The organism is Serratia sp. (in: enterobacteria) (assembly GCF_046715635.1).
In the GTDB taxonomy this organism is placed as follows: Bacteria; Pseudomonadota; Gammaproteobacteria; order Enterobacterales; family Enterobacteriaceae; genus Chania.
On the sequence record NZ_JBKJYW010000274.1, the window covers coordinates 1 to 4,105 of the forward strand.

Annotated in this window: 2 protein-coding genes; both read left to right on the forward strand. The window is 53.9% G+C overall.

What is annotated here, in order from left to right; all coding sequences use genetic code 11:
• On the forward strand, positions 1–291 hold a 291-nt coding region (locus ACLQ7H_RS13485), incomplete at its 5' end, for a YqcC family protein (protein WP_411753114.1).
• Positions 292–378: 87 nt separating this feature from the next.
• Positions 379–4,105 (forward strand): alpha-2-macroglobulin family protein (locus tag ACLQ7H_RS13490; RefSeq protein WP_411753115.1); only part of this gene is annotated, 3,727 nt, incomplete at its 3' end.

Below are 4,105 nucleotides of genomic sequence, written 5' to 3' on the forward strand. Positions count from 1 at the left end.
ATTGAACAGTCGATGCAGGATTTGGCCTTGTGGCAGGCAATGCCGCCAGAGGTGCAAGCATTCTCTAGCACCGAGCCTTTCTGCATTGACAGCATGATGGCCGAAGAGTGGTTACAGTGGGTGCTGCTGCCACGGATGACGGTGTTATTGGATGCCAATGCGCCGTTGCCAACGCGTTTTGTTATCGCACCTTATTTTGAAGAAGCCCTGAAGAATAAACAGCCAGACTGCATGCCGCTGTTGGTGTTGCTGCAAAGGTTGGACTCGTTGTTGAATATCGAACCTGAGTAACGCTTTCGCTGGCAATCTGGGGGATGCGCGTAGACGTCAGGAATGCTGTTGAGCTGGATTTATAACGGATCATAAGGTGCTGCAATAATGGATTTATTAAAATTCATCCTCCGTTTACCTTTTACGTTGCTAAAAGGCCTGTTTCGTCTGTTGGCCATGATCCTGGGCTTGCTGGGGCGCCTTTTCAGGCCGGTGGTTGGCAAACTCGACTGGAATGCGCCAGCCTGGTGGAAGGCGGTATCTGGCGGGGTGAAGCGTAGCTTCTTACGTCTGGAAGGCGGGGTGGACCAATATCCCAAAGCCATCAGTCTGGCGCTGCTGGTGTTGCTTTGTGCCGCCGGTGGGGCTTTCTACGGTTGGAACTGGTGGCTTAACCGGCCGCAGCCGATTGAGCCTGCACCGATGGTCTACCAGGAAACCAGCGTACGGGTTTCCGATCCTGCACTTATCAATTATGCAGTGCAGAAATCTGCGCCGCAGCAAGTCAGCCTCACCTTTAAAAACTCGGTAGCTCCGCTGGCTGACGCCGGTAAAGTGGTGGAGAAAGGGGTGAAAATCAGCCCGGCACTCGAAGGACAGTGGAGGTGGGATAACGCCTGGACCTTGGTGTTTACGCCCAAGAATCCGTTGCCGATGGGGGCTAGCTACGAAGTTAACCTCGAACCTTCGGTGCTGTTGGCTCCTCAGATCAAGCTCGCTAATACCCGCTATGCCTTCAATGTTCCTGCTTTTGATTATCAGTCAGGACAAGCCGAGTATTATCAGGACCCACAGGATCCGCAAAAGCGCAGCGCTATCTTCAACGTCAAATTCAATGCGCCAGTGGACGTGGCCAGCTTTGAAAAGCAGATCGCCATGGGGTTGATTGAAGCCAACGCCAAATCTGAAAAGAAACTCAATTTCTCCCTGGTCTATGATGCCAAGAAGCTGAACGCCTGGGTGCATTCCGAACCGCTGAAAGCGCTGGATCACGGCGGTAAAGTGCATCTGGTGCTGGGCAAGGGCATCAAGTCGGTGGTGTCTGCCAATGAGATCGCACAATCGAAAGACAGCTGGGTAGCAGTGCCAACTCTTTATAGCCTCACGGTGAAGGATGCCAGCGCCCAGGTGGTCGACAGCGATGGCACCAAAGGCCAGCGTGCGCTGATCGTCGCCTTCAGCGATGCGATCAAAGACAAAGATGCCGGTCGTGCGGTCAAGGCTTGGTTATTGCCGCAGCATAACCCTAACGATTCTGAAGCCAGTAACGAACCGGACGATTTTTATCAGTGGGGCGGGACTGAGAGCATCGAAAACAGCGTGATGGCCCAGTCTACGCCGCTGGCGCTGACCCTGAATGAAGCGGAAGAGACCTATCAACCGCAGTTCAGCTTCAAGTTTGATGCACCGGCTCACCGCTTTATGCTGCTGGAAATCACCAACCTGATGACCTCTTCGGGCGGCTATAAAATGCCGGAGAAGGTCTATCGCATCGTCGAAGTACCAGACTTCCCGAAAACCTTGCAGTTTATGTCACAGGGTTCTCTGCTATCGGTGAACGGTGACAAACAAATCAGCGTGGCGGCGCGTAACGTGCCTGGCCTGCGGCTGGATATCAAGCGGGTGATCCCAAGCCAGCTGCAACATATCGTCTCTTTCAAAAGCAGCGAATACTCTTCGGCCCAGTTCAATCAGCTCAACGATGAATATTTTACCGAACACTTTAAATATCAAACGGTCATTAACAACGATCGGCCGGGTGAAGTGAGCTATAAGGGCATCGATCTCTCACGTTACCTGTCCACCAGCACGGATTCCCATCGCGGCGTGTTCCTGCTGACACTGTCGGAATGGCAACCGGAAAAGAAAAAAACGCAGGCCACAGAAGATGAAGGCGATCAGGGGGAGCAGGAAGAGGATGAATCGCGCTCCGTCGGGGATTCGCGTTTTGTCGTCGTGACCGATCTGGGGATTATTGCCAAACGTTCACAGGATAAAACGCGTGATGTGTTTGTCCAGTCTATCCACAGCGGTGCGCCCGTCAGCAGTGCCAAAGTCTCGGTGATCGCCAAAAACGGCGTGACGCTGCTTAGCCAGGTCACCGATGCTAATGGGCATGTGCGTTTCCCTGCGCTGGACGTCTATACCAACGAACGCGAGCCAGTGATGTTCCTGGTGGAAAAAGAGGGCGATGTCTCCTTCTTGCCGACCACCCGCTACAATGACCGCGGGCTGGATTTCTCTCGCTTTGATATTGAAGGCGAAGAAACCCCTATTGATCCACGCACTCTGAGCAGCTATCTGTTCTCCGATCGTGGCGTGTATCGTCCAGGCGATACCTTCAATATTGGTCTGATTACCCGTGCCGCTGATTGGGGCGTAGCCCTGGCTGGCGTACCGGTGCGTGCTGAGATCCGCGATCCGCGGGACAAATTGATGACAACGGTGCCGTTGACTCTCGGTGGCAGTGGTTTCAATGAATTGAGTTACACCACCGACGAGAATGCGCCAACGGGCGAGTGGAACATCTACCTGTATCTGATTGGCAAGAATAACGACACTTCCACCTTGCTCGGCCATACCGCCGTCAACGTGAAAGAGTTTGAGCCAGACCAGTTGAAGGTGAAGCTGGAGTTGACGCCGAACCGTCAGCAAGGTTGGGTGAAACCTTCTGAGCTGCAGGCAAATATCGATGTGCAGAACCTGTTTGGTACGCCAGCCCAGGATCGTCGCGTCACCTCGAAGTTGACCTTAAGGCCGATGTATCCGAGCTTTGATCGCTTCCCGGATTACGCCTTCTTTGAGAACCGCCAGAATAGCGACGGTTTTGAAACCGAGCTGGAAGACCGCACCACCAACGAGCAGGGCGTGGCGAATATTCCGCTGGATCTGAAGTCCTATGCGGATGCCACCTATCAGCTGCAACTGCTGTCGGAAGCCTTTGTAGCAGGTGGCGGGCGTTCCGTTGCCGCCACCGCCCGGGTATTGGTGTCGCCGTATGACTATCTGGTGGGGGTTAAGCCAGACGGTGATTTAGGCTACATCAACCGGGGTTCGGCGCGAAATCTGAACGTGATTGCCGTCGATCCGTCCCTAAAACAGATCGCACTTGCCGATCTGAAGCAGGTGCTGATCGAGCAGAAATACATCTCTGTGCTGACCAAGCAGGATTCTGGCGTTTATAAATACCAGTCGAAGATGAAAGAGGTGCAGCTGTCCGAGCAGCCGTTAGCGCTGAGCGAGCAGGGCACCGATCTGACCTTGGCGACTGAAACCCCAGGTGATTTTGTGCTGGTGATCGAAGATGCGCAGGGCAAGGTGCTCAATCGTATCGCCTATAGCGTGGCGGGTAATGCCAACCTTAGTCGTTCGCTGGATCGTAATGCCGAACTGAAGCTGAAACTGAACCAGGCGGAATATCAGCCGGGTGAAGAAATTGAGGTGGCGATCAACGCGCCTTATACCGGCAGCGGTTTGATCACCATCGAAAAAGACCGTGTCTATGCCTGGCAGTGGTTCCACACCGACACCACCAGCTCGGTGCAGAAAATCCAGGTTCCGGCCGGGATGGAAGGCAACGGTTATATCAACGTGCAGTTTGTGCGAGACGTAAACTCCAGCGAGATCTTTATGAGCCCGCTGAGCTATGGCGTCATGCCGTTTAAAATCAGCACCAAAGCCCGGCAAAACGGCCTGGAAATAGTGACGCCTGAGGTGATTAAGCCGGGTGAAAACCTGACGATGACGGTGAAGACCGATGGTCCACAGCAGGTGGCACTGTTTGCCGTAGATGAAGGGATCTTGCAGGTAGCGCGTTATCGCCTGAAAGATCCGC